Source organism: Aliiroseovarius sp. S1339 (assembly GCF_023195695.1).
Lineage (GTDB): Bacteria > Pseudomonadota > Alphaproteobacteria > Rhodobacterales > Rhodobacteraceae > Aliiroseovarius.
The window spans coordinates 250,118-263,954 of the sequence record NZ_JALPQG010000006.1; the positions used below are offsets into that span (position 1 = coordinate 250,118).

The 13,837-nt window shown below is 54.6% G+C and carries 21 protein-coding genes and 1 pseudogene; 7 read left to right on the forward strand and 15 right to left on the reverse strand.

Annotated features, from left to right (window positions below):
* Nucleotide 1: 1 nt before the first annotated feature.
* The 3 genes from rplN to rpmC all read right to left on the reverse strand — a co-directional run bounded on the left by rplN (nt 2) and on the right by rpmC (nt 900).
* Nucleotides 2–370 carry a 50S ribosomal protein L14 gene (gene rplN, locus MUY35_RS11200; RefSeq protein WP_248368122.1) on the reverse strand — a complete coding sequence of 123 codons (369 nt, stop codon included), beginning with the start codon at nt 368–370 and terminating at the stop codon, nt 2–4.
* 84 nt (nt 371–454) lie between these two features.
* The gene (gene rpsQ, locus MUY35_RS11205) at nt 455–685 is read right to left on the reverse strand and encodes a 30S ribosomal protein S17 (protein WP_248368124.1); all 231 of its coding nucleotides are present in this window, start codon (nt 683–685) and stop codon (nt 455–457) included.
* A gap of 14 nt (nt 686–699) precedes the next feature.
* Nucleotides 700–900, reverse strand: a complete 201-nt coding sequence (gene rpmC / locus MUY35_RS11210) for a 50S ribosomal protein L29 (protein WP_248368126.1) — start codon at nt 898–900, stop codon at nt 700–702.
* A 282-nt stretch (nt 901–1,182) separates the two neighbouring features.
* On the opposite strand from rpmC, the gene MUY35_RS11215 reads away from it, so the two are divergent.
* From MUY35_RS11215 to MUY35_RS11225, 3 genes are all read left to right on the forward strand, one after another.
* Nucleotides 1,183–1,521, forward strand: coding sequence for a hypothetical protein (locus MUY35_RS11215; RefSeq protein WP_248368128.1), 339 nt, complete (start codon nt 1,183–1,185; stop codon nt 1,519–1,521).
* A 61-nt stretch (nt 1,522–1,582) separates the two neighbouring features.
* On the forward strand, nt 1,583–2,206 hold the full coding sequence (locus MUY35_RS11220) for a TIGR02466 family protein (protein ID WP_248368132.1): 624 nt from the start codon (nt 1,583–1,585) through the stop codon (nt 2,204–2,206).
* 189 nt (nt 2,207–2,395) lie between these two features.
* Nucleotides 2,396–2,764: a hypothetical protein gene (locus tag MUY35_RS11225; RefSeq protein WP_248368134.1), complete on the forward strand. Its 369-nt coding sequence runs from the start codon at nt 2,396–2,398 to the stop codon at nt 2,762–2,764.
* A 182-nt stretch (nt 2,765–2,946) separates the two neighbouring features.
* Here the strand turns inward: MUY35_RS11225 and rplP are convergent, their stop codons facing one another.
* The 5 genes from rplP to rplB are packed head-to-tail and all read right to left on the reverse strand — an operon-like array spanning nt 2,947 to nt 5,588.
* Nucleotides 2,947–3,360, reverse strand: a complete 414-nt coding sequence (gene rplP / locus MUY35_RS11230; protein ID WP_248368136.1) for a 50S ribosomal protein L16 — start codon at nt 3,358–3,360, stop codon at nt 2,947–2,949.
* Between the two features lie 12 nt (nt 3,361–3,372).
* Nucleotides 3,373–4,080 (reverse strand): 30S ribosomal protein S3, encoded by a 708-nt coding sequence (gene rpsC / locus MUY35_RS11235; protein ID WP_248368152.1) that lies wholly within the window; start codon nt 4,078–4,080, stop codon nt 3,373–3,375.
* Entirely contained in the window at nt 4,080–4,460 is a 381-nt protein-coding gene (gene rplV, locus MUY35_RS11240) for a 50S ribosomal protein L22 (protein ID WP_248368155.1), read from the reverse strand. Before rplV ends, rpsC begins: the two co-directional genes overlap by 1 nt.
* Nucleotides 4,461–4,463: 3 nt before the next feature.
* Entirely contained in the window at nt 4,464–4,742 is a 279-nt protein-coding gene (rpsS, locus tag MUY35_RS11245; RefSeq protein ID WP_248368159.1) for a 30S ribosomal protein S19, read from the reverse strand.
* A gap of 3 nt (nt 4,743–4,745) precedes the next feature.
* A complete protein-coding gene (rplB, locus tag MUY35_RS11250) occupies nt 4,746–5,588 on the reverse strand; it encodes a 50S ribosomal protein L2 (RefSeq protein ID WP_248368161.1) in 843 nt (280 codons plus the stop codon).
* Nucleotides 5,589–5,920: 332 nt separating this feature from the next.
* Between rplB and MUY35_RS11255 the strand changes: the two genes are divergently transcribed.
* Both MUY35_RS11255 and MUY35_RS11260 read left to right on the forward strand, forming a co-directional pair.
* Nucleotides 5,921–6,385, forward strand: a complete 465-nt coding sequence (locus tag MUY35_RS11255; protein ID WP_248368164.1) for a hypothetical protein — start codon at nt 5,921–5,923, stop codon at nt 6,383–6,385.
* A gap of 216 nt (nt 6,386–6,601) precedes the next feature.
* Nucleotides 6,602–6,889, forward strand: coding sequence for a hypothetical protein (locus MUY35_RS11260; protein WP_248368167.1), 288 nt, complete (start codon nt 6,602–6,604; stop codon nt 6,887–6,889).
* 26 nt (nt 6,890–6,915) lie between these two features.
* On the opposite strand, the gene MUY35_RS11265 is transcribed toward MUY35_RS11260, so the two are convergent.
* Both MUY35_RS11265 and MUY35_RS11270 read right to left on the reverse strand, forming a co-directional pair.
* A complete protein-coding gene (locus tag MUY35_RS11265) occupies nt 6,916–7,554 on the reverse strand; it encodes a L,D-transpeptidase (protein ID WP_248368169.1) in 639 nt (212 codons plus the stop codon).
* A 225-nt stretch (nt 7,555–7,779) separates the two neighbouring features.
* Nucleotides 7,780–8,436 (reverse strand): GntR family transcriptional regulator, encoded by a 657-nt coding sequence (locus MUY35_RS11270; RefSeq protein ID WP_248368171.1) that lies wholly within the window; start codon nt 8,434–8,436, stop codon nt 7,780–7,782.
* Nucleotides 8,437–8,605: 169 nt separating this feature from the next.
* Between MUY35_RS11270 and MUY35_RS11275 the strand changes: the two genes are divergently transcribed.
* The gene (locus MUY35_RS11275) at nt 8,606–10,048 is read left to right on the forward strand and encodes an NCS1 family nucleobase:cation symporter-1 (RefSeq protein ID WP_248368173.1); all 1,443 of its coding nucleotides are present in this window, start codon (nt 8,606–8,608) and stop codon (nt 10,046–10,048) included.
* 312 nt (nt 10,049–10,360) lie between these two features.
* On the opposite strand, the gene MUY35_RS11280 is transcribed toward MUY35_RS11275, so the two are convergent.
* Genes MUY35_RS11280 through rpsJ form a run of 4 tightly spaced genes read right to left on the reverse strand, consistent with a single transcriptional unit; the run spans nt 10,361 to nt 12,328 of the window.
* Nucleotides 10,361–10,657: a 50S ribosomal protein L23 gene (locus MUY35_RS11280; RefSeq protein ID WP_248368181.1), complete on the reverse strand. Its 297-nt coding sequence runs from the start codon at nt 10,655–10,657 to the stop codon at nt 10,361–10,363.
* The gene (gene rplD, locus MUY35_RS11285) at nt 10,654–11,271 is read right to left on the reverse strand and encodes a 50S ribosomal protein L4 (protein ID WP_248368184.1); all 618 of its coding nucleotides are present in this window, start codon (nt 11,269–11,271) and stop codon (nt 10,654–10,656) included. The genes MUY35_RS11280 and rplD overlap by 4 nt, the downstream gene beginning before the upstream one ends.
* Complete coding sequence (gene rplC, locus MUY35_RS11290) at nt 11,268–12,005, reverse strand: 50S ribosomal protein L3 (protein WP_248368187.1); 738 nt, start codon at nt 12,003–12,005, stop codon at nt 11,268–11,270. Before rplC ends, rplD begins: the two co-directional genes overlap by 4 nt.
* 14 nt (nt 12,006–12,019) lie before the next feature.
* Nucleotides 12,020–12,328, reverse strand: coding sequence for a 30S ribosomal protein S10 (gene rpsJ / locus MUY35_RS11295; protein ID WP_091428130.1), 309 nt, complete (start codon nt 12,326–12,328; stop codon nt 12,020–12,022).
* A gap of 334 nt (nt 12,329–12,662) precedes the next feature.
* On the opposite strand from rpsJ, the gene MUY35_RS11300 reads away from it, so the two are divergent.
* Nucleotides 12,663–13,463, forward strand: a complete 801-nt coding sequence (locus tag MUY35_RS11300; protein WP_248368190.1) for a hypothetical protein — start codon at nt 12,663–12,665, stop codon at nt 13,461–13,463.
* Between the two features lie 233 nt (nt 13,464–13,696).
* Here MUY35_RS11300 and tuf read toward each other — a convergent pair.
* Nucleotides 13,697–13,837, reverse strand: a pseudogene (tuf, locus tag MUY35_RS11305) (elongation factor Tu); the annotation flags it as partial.

Here is a 13,837-nt window from a genome sequence, read left to right on the forward strand (position 1 = left end):
CTTACAGCACCTCCGGAGCCAGCGAGATGATCTTCATGAAGTTCTTCGCGCGAAGTTCGCGAACAACCGGGCCGAAGATACGGGTCCCCATAGGCTCGTTGTTGTTGTTCAGAATAACCGCGGCGTTGCGGTCAAACCGGATGGCAGTGCCGTCATCACGACGGACTTCTTTTGCGGTGCGAACGACGACGGCCTTACGGACATCACCTTTCTTAACGCGACCGCGTGGAATGGCTTCCTTAACCGAGACGACAATGATGTCGCCAACGGATGCGTACTTACGCTTGGAACCACCCAGAACCTTGATGCACTGAACACGGCGAGCGCCGCTGTTGTCAGCTACATCCAGATTTGTTTGCATCTGGATCATGTGGTTTCTCCCGACCTTTGGGGCGCCGATGCTTGGCGGAACCCCCAGGGTTTCGACTTGTTAAGTCGTCCGGGAAGGCAAATGTTAGCCTTCCAGAACTTCCCAACGCTTGGTTTTCGATCGCGGCGCGCATTCGATGATGCGGACTGAATCGCCTGCCTTATAGGCATTCTTCTCATCGTGAGCCCGGTACTTCTTGGACTTACGGATGGTCTTTTTCAGAACCGGGTGGGTAAAGCGACGCTCGACCGACACAGTTACTGTTTGTTCGTTGGCGGCGCTGGTTACAGTGCCTGTCAGGATACGTTTGGGCATTCTTAAGGCTCCTCTTACTCAGCCGCAGCGCGGGCTTGTTCGTTCAGAACGGTTTTGACGCGAGCAGCGTCGCGACGCACTTTACGCATACGGGCATTGTTTTCGAGGGCACCTGTGGCCTGCTGGAAACGCAGGTTGAAAGCCTCTTTTTTCAGCTCCGCCAGCTTTTCACGCAGCTGGTCAGGAGACTGATCACGCAGTTCCTTGGCGTTCATTCGCCTTTTCCTTTCCTTACACCAGAGAGCTCTGCCCTGTTTGTTGGCAGGTCACCCCAAAGTCTGGTGGGTGAATGTCAAAACACACGAATCCCGTCGCCGGAATCCATGAGATGTGGCTCTATAGGAGTGTTAGGGGGTGGGGGCAAGGGAAAGTTACGATTGGCCAGTGAAACTGGCTAACCCGGATAGATCTCGGCGACGGGACTGGACTGTATTGCAGAAGCATGATTGTCGCGCCTAAGGTTCGTCAGCAAGGATGATCAACTTAGAAGGCTAACAATGTCCGAGATAGTGAGCGAGATGAAAAAGGTCGAAAAAGCCGTGGAGCAACGTTTTCGCGAATTAGATAAAAATGATCCCAACTATCTTTACGAATTCCAAGGAATCCGCGCCTACGAAAGCGTCATGACAGATGCCGTTTACCATGAAGGAAATGCCTATACGATTTTGACCAGTGCTATTGAGGCAAGAACATCATCGCGCTGCTTGGCAATCGTCCTAGAACGTCAGGAACCAATAGAAGCCAAGGTGGATAAGACGCTTAGTATATTGCAAGCAGTTTCTGCCACCATCGCAGTTATAGGTGCAATCGGAATAGTCACCTACTTTTCCACATAGTGTGGACGATGGGCGCTTAGCACTGCTCGCCTTTTCCAAACAAATCCGGTACCCCTGCCCCATGCCAAACATATCCTCCCTCTTCGTGACCCGCCTTTACCACGCTCAACTGTCCGAGTTTGACCCTAAGGTCGACACCGACGAGCTTTATGACAGCTGCTACTCGATCGCCGAGGACGACGAGGCGGGGCAGGAATGGTGCGAGGCGGAGGGGTATCCCGGCTATACCTCCTATGCGTCTTTGACTGACCTGCCGTGGCGCTTTCCGATCTTCAAAGATCTGGTCGAAAGCTTGGACAAGCACATCGCCGCGTTCGCCGAAGATCTGGAGTTCAACCTTGATGGCCGCACGCTGGAGCTAGAGGATATCTGGATCAACATCCTGCAGCCCGGTGGCTATCACTCGGCGCATATCCACCCGCATTCGGTGATCTCTGGCACCACCTATCTGGCCCTGCCCGAAGGCGCGGGCGCACTGCGCTATGAAGACCCCCGTCACGCCATGATGATGGCCGCCCCACCCCGCCGCAAAGACGCCCGCGAGGAGTTGCAAAACTTCATCACCAAACACCCGGCCGAGGGCGATGTGCTGCTGTGGGAAAGCTGGCTGCGTCACGAAGTCATGCAGAACACGGGGGACGAGGAACGGTTGTCGGTGAGTTTTAACTATAAGTGGGGCGAGTAAGCGCTTTCGTCGGAACCTTTCCGCGTAGACAGTCCCCGACACGGGCGGAAAGCCGCAATCCGCGCAGGCAAACCAAAGGGTGATATGGTATATCAATCTGGTCTTGCCCAATTTCATCACAATTGGAACCCACAGGTTGGCTGGCCGTTGTTTACACGATGTCACGCGAACATATGGACGGAGTAAATGATGAAAACCGCAACAAAAACTACCTTGGCTCTTGTCTTGGTCCCGCTGATGGCAACGGCCAGCTTTGCCGGAAACGGCAAGGGCCATGGTCAAGGGAAGGGGTATGCGAAGAACATGGGTGCCACGGCCAAAGGCTGCCCTCCTGGCCTTGCCAAGAAGAACCCGCCCTGCATCCCGCCGGGACACGCAAAACCGACGGTTGGCGATTACATCGACGATTACACGTATCGTCGCTTTACCGATTATGACCGCTATCGACTCGACCCCAACTATCGCTATTACCGCGTGGGCGAGATGATTTATCGCGCCGATCCCACTACGTTTAGGGTGCTTGAGGTGATTGGGTTGATGGATGACCTACTGCGATAACCGGTTGTAGCTTTAGCTGCGACTGACCAGTCCGGCTATGCGTTCATATCAGCGCACAAACAAGACCCCCGCCGATTTCTCGACGGGGGTTTCTTTTTTCTCAATCGTGGTGCGGCCCGCGATTTTCCGTTGGAAATTCGCTACACCGCGCTCCTGATAATTCGCTGAAGCGAATTACAGGTTTACCAGTCCTCGCGAACCACGACGCGCGATTTGATCGGCAGCTTCATCGCAGCAAGGCGCAGGGCCTCGCGTGCGACGTCGTCATTGACGCCGTCGATTTCAAACATCACGCGACCCGGCTTCACTTTGCAGGTCCAGCGGTCCACAGAACCCTTACCTTTACCCATACGCGTTTCGATGGGCTTGGCAGTTACCGGAGTGTCCGGGAAGATGCGGATCCAAACACGGCCTTGACGTTTCATGTGACGCGTCATGGCACGACGGGCGGCTTCGATCTGGCGTGCAGTCACACGCTCAGGCTCGGTCGCTTTCAGACCATAGGAACCGAAGTTCAGGTCAGACCCACCTTTGGCCTCGCCCTTGATACGGCCTTTGTGCATCTTGCGGAATTTTGTACGCTTTGGTTGCAGCATTTCTCGGGCTCCTTAGCGACGGCCGCCAGCGCCACGGGGCGCGGGACCTTCCTGAAGCTCTGCCTGGCGACGATCACGAGCAGCAGGGTCGTGCTCCATGATTTCACCTTTGAAGATCCAGGTTTTGATGCCGATGATGCCGTAAGGCGTCATTGCTTCAGCATGTGCATAATCGATGTCAGCGCGCAGGGTGTGCAGGGGCACACGGCCTTCGCGATACCATTCGGTTCGGGCAATTTCGGCACCGCCAAGGCGGCCAGCGACGTTTACACGGATACCCAGGGCGCCCATACGCATTGCGTTCTGCACGCCGCGCTTCATGGCACGACGGAAGGACACACGGCGCTCAAGCTGTTGAGCGATCGATTCAGCGACCAATGCGGCGTCCAACTCGGGTTTGCGAACTTCAACGATGTTGAGGTGCAGTTCCGAGTCGGTGATCTTGGCGATTTTCTTGCGCAGGGTTTCAATGTCTGCGCCTTTCTTGCCAATGATCACGCCGGGGCGGGCAGTGTGGATCGTGACGCGGCACTTTTTGTGCGGACGCTCGATGATCACACGGCTGATGCCGGCTTGCTTGCATTCGGTCTTGATGAAGTCACGAATTTTCAGGTCTTCCAGAAGAAGATCGCCGTAATCTTTCGTGTCCGCATACCAGCGGCTGTCCCAAGTGCGGTTAACCTGAAGGCGCATGCCGACGGGATTGACTTTGTTACCCATTATGCTTGCTCCTCGATTTGACGCACCTTGATGGTGAGTTCCGAAAACGGCTTGATGATCTTGCCGAACCGACCACGGGCCCGCGGACGACCGCGTTTCATGGTCAGGTTTTTGCCGACATAGGCTTCGGCGACGACCAGTTCGTCAACATCCAGATTATGGTTGTTCTCGGCATTGGCGATGGCGGACTGAAGACATTTCTTCACGTCCTGAGCGATCCGCTTGTTCGAGAAGGTCAGGTCCGTAAGGGCCTTGTCCACCTTCTTGCCGCGGATCATACCAGCAACCAAGTTCAGTTTCTGCGGGGACGTACGAAGCATACGGGTTTTCGCCATTGCTTCGTTGTCGGCCACGCGGCGGGGATTTTTATCCTTACCCATGGCTTACTTCCTCTTCGCTTTTTTATCAGCCGCGTGACCATAATAGGTCCGTGTCGGCGAATACTCACCGAACTTCTGGCCAATCATGTCTTCCGTCACATTCACAGGAATGTGCTTCCGACCGTTATAAACGCCAAAGGTCAAACCCACGAACTGGGGCAAAATGGTCGAACGACGCGACCAGATCTTGATGACCTCGTTTTTTCCCGACTCGCGGGTTTTCTCGGCTTTTTTGAGGACGTAAGCGTCGACAAAAGGGCCTTTCCAGACAGAGCGTGCCATATTTTAGCGACCCTTCTTCTTGGCGTGACGCGAGCGGATAATCAGCTTCGACGACGCCTTGTTCTTGTTGCGGGTGCGGGCACCCTTGGTCGGCTTGCCCCAAGGGGTAACCGGGTGACGACCACCCGAAGTCCGACCCTCACCACCACCGTGGGGGTGATCAACCGGGTTCATGACAACACCACGGACACTTGGACGAACGCCTTTATGGCGCATACGACCGGCTTTACCGTAGTTCTGGTTCGAGTTGTCGGGGTTGGACACGGCACCAACGGTGGCCATGCATTCCTGACGCACAAGGCGCAGTTCACCCGAACTCAGACGGATCTGAGCGTAACCACCGTCACGACCAACAAACTGAGCGTAAGTGCCAGCTGCACGGGCGATCTGGCCGCCTTTGCCTGGCTTCATCTCGATGTTGTGTACGATGGTACCAATCGGCATACCCGAGAAGGGCATCGCGTTGCCAGGCTTCACGTCGGCCTTGGCCGATGCAATGATCTTGTCGCCAACAGCCAAACGCTGCGGGGCAAGGATATAAGCCTGTTCGCCGTCTTCGTATTTCACGAGGGCGATGAACGCGGTCCGGTTGGGGTCATATTCGATCCGCTCAACTGTAGCGGCGACGTCAAACTTGTTCCGTTTGAAGTCAACGATGCGATAGAGACGCTTCGCACCACCACCACGGCGGCGCGACGTAATCCGTCCGGTATTGTTCCGACCACCCGATTTCGACAAACCCTCAGTAAGGGATTTGACTGGGCGACCTTTCCAAAGCTCCGAACGGTCGATCAGAACCAGCCCACGCTGGCCTGGCGTCGTCGGTTTGTACGACTTAAGTGCCATGCTTTCTGTCTTCCGTTTGCTTTGCGGCAGTTTCCTGCCTCGTTTACAGGGCCCCGAAGGTCCCCAAATTCCAAATATCATGGGCCCCGGAACGAATCCGAGGCCACACGATTGGGGGGATGTATCAGGGAAGGTTGGGGGTGTCTATAGGATGGCGTGGGTTTTCAGGTGAAACACTTACTAGCCAGAATACCCTAGCCTGCGCCGGAGCACTGCCTGATGCGTGGATGGCGGGTATGCGGGACTTTTGAGACATTCGCTGCATCTGCACTGTCGACCACTTTCGTTTGTGGTACCTAAAGTCAGGACAGGCTCCATCGTAAGGTAGGTACATGAAACTTCCGAAAGATCTGACACACCCTTTAGCTACGATTATTGAGCAGTGTGAATTCTTGAGAACTGTTGAAATTTTTCCTGTGCTTGGCAACTTGCTGGAATTTCATGCTGTGGGAGGAAAAGTATTAGACGATCCTCATACCATAGCCGGAATTGAAGGTGTTCGATCAATCGAAGTCCCTTCGAAATCAGACCGTTACTCATTTAAATTCGTCAACTTCATAAGTTACAGCGTAACCGATGAAATGTTCATCAATACGGTCACTGATGAGGTTTTTGAGGGTGGACGATTGCGCAGTTATTCTAAATCACACTTTCTAGATTATGTGTCCGCCGCGACTTGGGCGACCGCAAATTTTCCCGGTAATTTATTACATTACCAACTGAATACTCTTGATCACACTATCGATGTAGTGACAGCGGAACCTCCAGAACTGGTTATGGTTCAAAGTGGTAACTAAGGGCTCAAAGCAGTCCTTGAACGGGCGGGTACCATCAATTCAGAACAAATTGCTTGGGCTTTACTGCTCTCGATTTGCACTCGTGAAGTAATTCGTTTTTGAAGGCCGGATAGCAACGCCGCCAGCGATGGCGGCAGCTTCGGTCGTAACAACCCCCTTCCCCTCTCTAAAAAAATCGACCATCCTCCCCCAAAGAAGACTGTGGGGAGATTAATGATGAAGAAGTTGGTTTTGTTTTCAGGCGCAGCTGTGGCTCTGCTCTCGGCCTGTGTCAGCCCTGAGGGTGTAAGCGGCAATTCGAACACGCGGTCATTTGCCGAAGTACCGGAAAACGTGCGCGCAATTGCCGGGCCGGGTCAAGATCTGAGCGATGTTCGAATTAACAACGCGGATGGGTGCTTCGTGTATCGCCATCAGGGTCCGGTTGAAACGACCTACCTGCCACTTCGAAACAGAAAGGGCCAGCCGATCTGCGCCAAGCGCGACGAACCGGCTGAGGCCTGATCGCGCAACCCGCGCGCTTTGACGCATTATGCGGGATAAAGGTGCGCGGTAACGCCGGTCTCGACCTGATCATACAACCCGATAATATGCGCCATCACCATGCGCACACAGCCAGAGCTGGCACGCCCTCCGATAGACCGCGGCGCGGGTGATCCGTGGATGCGCAAATAGGTGTCTCGGTTGCCCTTGAACAGATAGAAGGCGCGCGAGCCCAGCGGGTTCTTCGGCCCCCCATCCACACCATCCGCGAGTGGACCATAGATATTGGGATCCCGCTCAATCATGTCCTTGGTCGGAATCCATGTTGGCCATTTGGCTTTGCGACGGATCGTGTAAACACCCGGCTCATACAGATTGCCACGCGCAATCGCCACGCCATAGCGCATCGCAGTGCCATTTCCGCGGACGTGATAGAGGTAACGCGCCACCGCGTCGACGTGGATGTCACCGGGCGTCAGATTGGCATTCGCTTCGACCAGTTGCGGCAAAAAACGCGGGTGCAGCCCCCAAGGGTTCGACGTGGCAGGGTCGTAATTGGCAGGCGTCACCTGTGCGTCATAGGCCGCCCATTTGGAACGGTTCGACACCGGCCCGGCAAAGGCAGGTGCAATCGGGGCCGAGAACATCGCGGCGGATGTGATTACGAAGTGGCGTCTGGTCAGCATGGATAAAATCCTCATTTCACGATGAGTCGATAATCGAACCGCCCTAATTTATTCATGTTAGCGCAAATCGCGAGTCAAAATGCTGTGTGGGGGGAAAGGGACGACAAAGCGTGACCGGATGTCCCCATAATGAGGACAGCTGAGCAACGCCACCCCCTCAGGTCTTTGAAGGATCAATCGCTATCCCCCTGTGGGAAAAGCGGACAGGCGACATGGATATGGCGGTCAGGCAACGCCCCACCAACGAAGCGTCTGTTCACAGTGATGCCGGATGGCATAGACTGCGCCTTCAACATCACAACTCTCTAGGGCTTGGATGATTGCGAGATGTTCTTCCATAGCCGAGACGATCCGGTCTTGAAGAAACGGGCGCGCATTCTGGATAATCGCGATGCGCATTCGGTTGGCGTCATAGCTGGCCTTCAACTGCGAGTTTTCGAGACCCTCTGCCAAGAATTCATGGAGCGACAGATCAACTTCGATGGCCTTCGGTGGCAGGGTTTTCGTCGAATCAATCTGGGCGGCGTCTCGCATGGCGTCGTGCTGCGTCCGCAAATCCTTCAGTCCGGTGAATGCACCATCAAATATACGCCTGCGTGCACCTTCCTGATCCAATGCCATCCGAAAATCAAGGCATTCCCGGATGGTTTCAGCGTTCACCTCCATCACTTGCACACCACGTTTCGGGAATGTCGTCACCAAACCCTGTGAACTGGCTTGCTTCACTGCCTCACGGACGGCGGCGATCGGGCAGTCAAGAATTTCAACGAGTTGCGACATGGATAGGAACTGACCGCCGCGCAATTCCCCGGTTCGAAACGCGGCCCAAAGCGCTTGCTGCGCTTTATCCGCCAGAAGCTGGACTTCGCTGGATTGGTTCATTGGCGGCTCTTTCGTGGTATTCTCAACTACTGCTAACAAGTGTTACTTGAATTTTTTGTTAGTCCATTAGCTAGTATGCCATCTAAAATGTTAGCTGCAAGTTCAATTTAATGCGATGTTCAAATGGACGTCGAATTGCCGCCCCAGTGGCGGCCTGAGGGAGGAAAGCATGGCTTCCATGGAAGAAACACACGTCGTTCACGGCAACACGATGGATCCGGAAGGGAACACTCTTAACCCGGTCGGTGCTGACGAAAAAACCTGGGGGTGGTTTGCCATTTTCAACATTTGGGCAAACGACGTCCAGTCGCTCTTTGGATATACGCTTGTCGCATCGCTGTTCATTTCGTTCGGCGTTGGCGGCTGGACGGCTTTCGCGGCATTGATCACCGCCGGACTGTTTGTCATGTGGATGGTCAACCTGTCCGGTGCCGCCGGTGAAAAATATGGCATCCCCTATCCGGTCTTCGCCCGCGCCAGCCTTGGCACCCAGGGTGCCAAGCTGCCGGCTATCCTACGGGCAACAGTGGCCGTGTTCTGGTACGGCGTTCAGGTTTATTTTGCCTCCACGGCAGTGGCGCTGTTGATCCATTCGTTCACTGGTGCAGACACCGGGGCAGAATTCCTTGGTCTGACGGGTATTGACTGGATCTCATTCATCATTGTCTGGGCCTTCCACATTGTTATCTTCTGGCGCGGCATGAACTGGGTTGAAACCTTCCTGAACATCGCTGGCCCCTTTGTTTACCTGGTGATGATCGGCCTGGTTATCGTGCTTTGGCAGAAATCCGACGGCCAGCTTCTTGAGGCCACAGCGTCAATCTTTGCCAATCCCGAGGGCACGGCCTGGACCGAATTCAAGGGGTTCATTGCGATTGTTGGCACCATGGTGGCCTATTTCGCCGCCGTTATGATCAACTTCAGCGACTTCTCGCGCTATGCCAAAGACAAGCGGGCAATGAAGCTGGGCAACCTTGCGGGGCTGCCGTTCAACATGATCCTGTTCTCGGCGCTGGCACTTCTGACGACCGCTGGCGCAGCAGTTGTGTTTGGTGAAAAGATCATCAACCCGACCGAGATTGTCGAACGTACGGACAGCGTGCTTCTAGGCGTCATCGCGGCGATCACCTTTTTCGCCGCCACTGTCGGCATCAACCTGGTGGCAAATTTCATTCCCGCAGTGAATGGCATCGCAAACCTGTCGCCCGACAAGATCAGCTTCCGCAAGGCTGGTTTGATCACTTCGCTCTTCGCTCTGGTTATTGGCGCATTCTGGAACAGCTTCATCAGCCAGTTCGGGATCAGCGGCTTCGTCAACACGCTTGGCGCTGTGCTCGCTCCGATCTTCGGGATCATGATCGTTGACTACTATTTTCACCGGAAAGAACAGTTGAACGAAGATGAGCTCTACAACATGGAAAGTGGCATCTACCACTACAATAACGGATGGAACACGGCTGCCGTTAAGGCATTCGGTGCGGCGGCAATCTTCTCGGTCATAACCGTCTGGGTGCCGTGGTTTGCGATATTGTCCGGCTTCAACTGGGTAGTTGGCGCAATCCTTGGCGGCGTGATTTACCATGCCCTCGCCAAGAACGACGTGAAGGTCTGAAGATAAACGACGGTTTGGCCGGTGGAGCTTTGCGCTTCGCCGGCTTTTCATTTATTCTGGTTCGGATCCGAAATAGAGCGATCCGCCACCAAATTCTCACTAGAATTTACTGGGTACATGTAAGCTGCAGAACCGGCAGGTTGCACCTGAATGAACGGGCGAGACGCCCGTCCGTTCCACAAATCTTCTTCTATTAAGAAGCCCTTCGCCGCGGTTTGATTGGCTTGCTGTTTAGGTTATCGCCGACATCCCCCAAAGAAAAAGCCCCCACCTTTCAGCAGGGGCTTTTCAATTCTCAGTTAAGCCTGACGATCAGAGACCGGTGGTCACGTCGATCGTGTTGCCCTCTTCCAAGGTCACGTAGGCTTTCTTGACGTCTTTGCGCTTGCCCAACTGGCCGCGGAAGCGTTTGACTTTACCCTTGGTGATGGACGTGTTGACGGCTTTCACCTTCACGCCAAACAGGGTTTCGACAGCTTCTTTGATCTGCGGCTTGTTGGCACCGATCGCCACTTCGAAAACAACTGCGCCATTTTCAGACGCCATGGTTGCTTTTTCAGTGATGAGCGGCTTGCGGATCACGTCGTAGAGTGCAGCTTTATCGGTCATTTCAGGCGAGCCTCCAGAGCTTCGACACCTGCTTTGGTGAGCACAAGTGTGTCACGCTTCAGGATGTCATAGACGTTGGCGCCCATCGACGGCAGGATATCCAGACCTTCGATGTTACGAGCGGCCTTGGCGAACATTTCGTTTACTTCTGCACCGTCGATAACCAGAGCGCGTTTCCAGCCCAGATCCTTAACCGCTTTGGCCAGAGCAGCAGTTTTGCCGTCAGCATCTGCGGTGTCGATCACGACCAGTTCGCCAGCTTGCGCTTTAGCGGACAGGGCGTGCTTCAGACCCAGTTTGCGGAATTTCTTGGTCAGGTCGTGACCGTGGCTGCGAACAACCGGGCCCTTATAGACACCACCACCACGGAAGATCGGAGCCGAGCGAGCGCCGTGGCGTGCGCCACCGGTGCCTTTTTGGCGATAGATCTTCTTGGTCGAGTAGTTAACTTCTGACCGTGTTTTCACCTTGTGAGTGCCGGCTTGTGCGTTGTTACGCTGCCAGCGGACCACACGGTGCAGGATGTCGGCGCGCGGCTCAAGACCGAACAGGGCCTCGTCCAGCTCGACCGATCCGGCTTTTTTGCCGTCCAGTTTGATTACATCAAGTTTCATGCTTCACCACCTTCCGCGGGCGCGTCTTCCGCCACATCAGATGCCTTTGCTTCAGTTGCAGCCGACTTCAGACCTGCCGGGAACGGAACGTCCTCGGGCAGCTTCTTCTTCACGGCGTCTTTCACGGTGACCCAGCCACCTTTCGATCCAGGGACAGCGCCCTTGATGAAGACCAAGCCACGATCGGCGTCGGTTTTCACGACTTCGAGGTTCTGCGTGGTTACACGGACATTACCCATGTGACCGGCCATTTTCTTGCCTTTGAAAACCTTGCCCGGATCCTGACACTGGCCAGTTGAACCGTGCGAACGGTGGCTGATCGAAACACCGTGCGTGGCGCGAAGGCCACTAAAGTTGTGGCGTTTCATAGCACCGGCAAAGCCTTTACCAATCGAGGTACCGGCAACGTCAACTTTCTGGCCTTCCAGGAAGTGCTCAGCCGACAGCTCTTCGCCAACGGCGATCAGAGCGTCTTCCGACACACGGAATTCCACAAGCTTACGCTTCGGAGCCACTTTGGCAGCGGCAAAGTAGCCGCGCATAGGCTTAGACGTGCGTTTTGCCTTGGCTTCACCAGCGCCGAGCTGAACGGCGGTGTAGCCGTCTTTGTCAGCGGTGCGGTTGGCCACGACCTGCAGGTTGTCCATTTGAAGAACGGTCACAGGGATCTGTTTGCCGTCTTCCATGAAAAGCCGGGTCATGCCGACTTTCTTTGCGATAATACCAGAGCGCATCTGTGATACCCTCCTTAGACCGAGATCTGAACGTCAACGCCAGCAGCCAGGTCGAGCTTCATCAGCGCGTCCACGGTCTGTGGGGTTGGGTCGACGATGTCGAGTAGACGCTTGTGCGTGCGGATCTCGAACTGGTCGCGGGATTTCTTGTCAACGTGAGGACCACGGAGAACCGTGAACTTCTCGATCTTGTTCGGCAGCGGGATGGGGCCGCGAACGTTTGCACCGGTCCGTTTGGCAGTGTTGACGATCTCTTGTGTGGACGCATCCAGCACGCGATAGTCAAACGCCTTAAGACGGATACGAATGTTTTGACTTGTCATAGCATTCGCCCTTTCAGGCAGAGAGTTGATAGGACGACAGCCGGCTCATTCCAACTGCCCTCGTCGAACCCCGGACAAATTCAAAAAGCGGGACCGAATCCCGCTCTTCAATTCGCCCAGCGAACTCGCGCGTCTTACAGGGGTTTGTGGGGGTGTGGCAAGGGGGTAATGCTGGGATAATACTCAATGTCTGGATTGAGCCCTTTCTAACGACCATGCTGCAACCTAACGAATGTTGGCAATTAGTGAATGGCGCAAGCATCTCAAACCTGAGATATCTTGAAAGTCCAGCTGAGGGTACCATTGGTGGATTGTTGAGAGGACACTGAATTTCATGCAACATGCCGTCTGCTTCACAGAGCCTGAAAAGAGACTCTTTGCCGAGTTGATCGTTCAGGGTATGCGCGTCAGCGGCGGGACCAGTCTGAAAGGCATTTGTTTTTGTTACAGTCACACGGGTGAATTAAAGGGGTCCAGGCAGAATTTCGGCATGGTGTACGATAGTCGCTATGGTCTTGCAGAGGATATCTACGAACTATGCGGGCTGACCGAAAACGATGTCTGCCTGTTCACAGAGCAGGAAATCCGAGAGAAATTGCATGACCCTGGCCAACTTGAGGTGGATCTGACTTGGGTCATCGAAGGGTTTTTTCTTTACCTCCACCAACTGAATCTTGAAGGGGGCCATGCGTTTCTTTCAGCGAAGGATCGTAGCGGTTTTGTTGTACCCGAACAATTCGGCCCACTTTTTGAGGCTTTTGCGGACTGTGGCTACGGCCAGAAACTTGGGGATGTTTTCGCGTGGTCCGATCGGGCAGTCCCGCATCTGGCGGTATTCAGACGGCCACGAGACTGCCGCTTCGAGTGGGTTTTCGACAGACATATCGACAGAATGATTGATACGATGCCCCCGAAATTGCGCGCCCGGTTAGAGCAAGTCAGAAAAACCCTTGATGAAAGAAATAGTGCGCGGGCATATTTCCTGAAATTCTTGGAGCATCATTGGTACAATGATCAATGGAATGAAAATCCGGTTTTGACACACTCTGATCGTTTCATTGGCGAAACAGAAACGAGTGCGGTCTGGGGGCGCGCGATTGCGCGTCGATTGGATGTGCGTGATCTGTTCCCGTGACGTGAAGATGGCTTTGTAGCGGAGAATGTCCAACACGCGGCAAATGGGTCCAAGGGGTTTAAAATATTACTTGGCCGACGGTGGCCCTCGGGCGGTCGCTTCGTGGCTAAGGCCGAGAAGCGGACATTGGCAAGCTACACAAGAAAGGCCGCTCCTCCCCGCTCTGTGGACATTCAAATGCAAAAAAGGCCGCCTTTCGGCGGCCTTTCTCGTTCGAACATCAACAAAGTTAATTACGCAATAATCTTCGACACAACACCGGACCCAACGGTGCGGCCGCCTTCGCGGATGGCGAAGCGCAGGCCGTCTTCCATCGCGATCGGCGCGATCAGTTCAACCGCGAACTTCAGGTTGTCGCCCGGCATCACCATCTC

Coding starts and splice junctions, on each gene's coding strand:
- rplN (WP_248368122.1), bottom strand. CDS start 370: ATGATCCAGATGCAAACAAATCTGGATGTAGCTGACAACAGCGGCGCT.
- rpsQ (WP_248368124.1), bottom strand. CDS start 685: ATGCCCAAACGTATCCTGACAGGCACTGTAACCAGCGCCGCCAACGAA.
- rpmC (WP_248368126.1), bottom strand. CDS start 900: ATGAACGCCAAGGAACTGCGTGATCAGTCTCCTGACCAGCTGCGTGAA.
- MUY35_RS11215 (WP_248368128.1), top strand. CDS start 1,183: ATGTCCGAGATAGTGAGCGAGATGAAAAAGGTCGAAAAAGCCGTGGAG.
- MUY35_RS11220 (WP_248368132.1), top strand. CDS start 1,583: ATGCCAAACATATCCTCCCTCTTCGTGACCCGCCTTTACCACGCTCAA.
- MUY35_RS11225 (WP_248368134.1), top strand. CDS start 2,396: ATGAAAACCGCAACAAAAACTACCTTGGCTCTTGTCTTGGTCCCGCTG.
- rplP (WP_248368136.1), bottom strand. CDS start 3,360: ATGCTGCAACCAAAGCGTACAAAATTCCGCAAGATGCACAAAGGCCGT.
- rpsC (WP_248368152.1), bottom strand. CDS start 4,080: ATGGGTAACAAAGTCAATCCCGTCGGCATGCGCCTTCAGGTTAACCGC.
- rplV (WP_248368155.1), bottom strand. CDS start 4,460: ATGGGTAAGGATAAAAATCCCCGCCGCGTGGCCGACAACGAAGCAATG.
- rpsS (WP_248368159.1), bottom strand. CDS start 4,742: ATGGCACGCTCTGTCTGGAAAGGCCCTTTTGTCGACGCTTACGTCCTC.
- rplB (WP_248368161.1), bottom strand. CDS start 5,588: ATGGCACTTAAGTCGTACAAACCGACGACGCCAGGCCAGCGTGGGCTG.
- MUY35_RS11255 (WP_248368164.1), top strand. CDS start 5,921: ATGAAACTTCCGAAAGATCTGACACACCCTTTAGCTACGATTATTGAG.
- MUY35_RS11260 (WP_248368167.1), top strand. CDS start 6,602: ATGAAGAAGTTGGTTTTGTTTTCAGGCGCAGCTGTGGCTCTGCTCTCG.
- MUY35_RS11265 (WP_248368169.1), bottom strand. CDS start 7,554: ATGCTGACCAGACGCCACTTCGTAATCACATCCGCCGCGATGTTCTCG.
- MUY35_RS11270 (WP_248368171.1), bottom strand. CDS start 8,436: ATGAACCAATCCAGCGAAGTCCAGCTTCTGGCGGATAAAGCGCAGCAA.
- MUY35_RS11275 (WP_248368173.1), top strand. CDS start 8,606: ATGGCTTCCATGGAAGAAACACACGTCGTTCACGGCAACACGATGGAT.
- MUY35_RS11280 (WP_248368181.1), bottom strand. CDS start 10,657: ATGACCGATAAAGCTGCACTCTACGACGTGATCCGCAAGCCGCTCATC.
- rplD (WP_248368184.1), bottom strand. CDS start 11,271: ATGAAACTTGATGTAATCAAACTGGACGGCAAAAAAGCCGGATCGGTC.
- rplC (WP_248368187.1), bottom strand. CDS start 12,005: ATGCGCTCTGGTATTATCGCAAAGAAAGTCGGCATGACCCGGCTTTTC.
- rpsJ (WP_091428130.1), bottom strand. CDS start 12,328: ATGACAAGTCAAAACATTCGTATCCGTCTTAAGGCGTTTGACTATCGC.
- MUY35_RS11300 (WP_248368190.1), top strand. CDS start 12,663: ATGCAACATGCCGTCTGCTTCACAGAGCCTGAAAAGAGACTCTTTGCC.